This is a genomic window from Marinifilum breve (assembly GCF_003202155.1).
In the GTDB taxonomy this organism is placed as follows: Bacteria; Bacteroidota; Bacteroidia; order Bacteroidales; family Marinifilaceae; genus Marinifilum; species Marinifilum breve.
In genome coordinates this window covers 1-408 of the sequence record NZ_QFLI01000159.1, presented here as the reverse complement: position 1 = coordinate 408, position 408 = coordinate 1, and the positions used below count along the sequence as shown (strand labels likewise).

Below are 408 nucleotides of genomic sequence, written 5' to 3'. Positions count from 1 at the left end.
TATAATGGAAATTGACCTTAATGTATACAAGTAAAATATAGCTTTACAATTGGTCACTTAACAACCACTGTAAAGCTCCTTGTTTAGTGGAAAATACTTTTGGATAATAGTTACTACAATTGGTCATATCCTCTAACATTATACCGTATGCTGTTTGAACTGGGGTGTTTCTTATCATAGCGTGTTTAACTACTGGATATCTTTGTTTTTGCAATTCGAACAAATTTTTAATATGATTTGAATCCTCAATATCATACGCAAACTCTGCCAAAGTAGCATCCTCAAGTATTTGAATTTGGCTAGACAAAAAATTCGTCTCTAAAATTTCTTTAAAAAACTCAATGATATCTTTTAGTTCTATCCTCCCTTTCATTTCAACAATCTGCAGACTATTAACTTCGTAGCACT

General features: G+C 31.4%; 1 protein-coding gene. It reads right to left on the bottom strand.

The features are described 5' to 3' along the window. Positions 1-43: 43 nt before the first annotated feature. On the bottom strand, positions 44-408 hold a 365-nt coding region (locus DF185_RS23300; RefSeq protein WP_165836118.1), incomplete at its 5' end, for a hypothetical protein.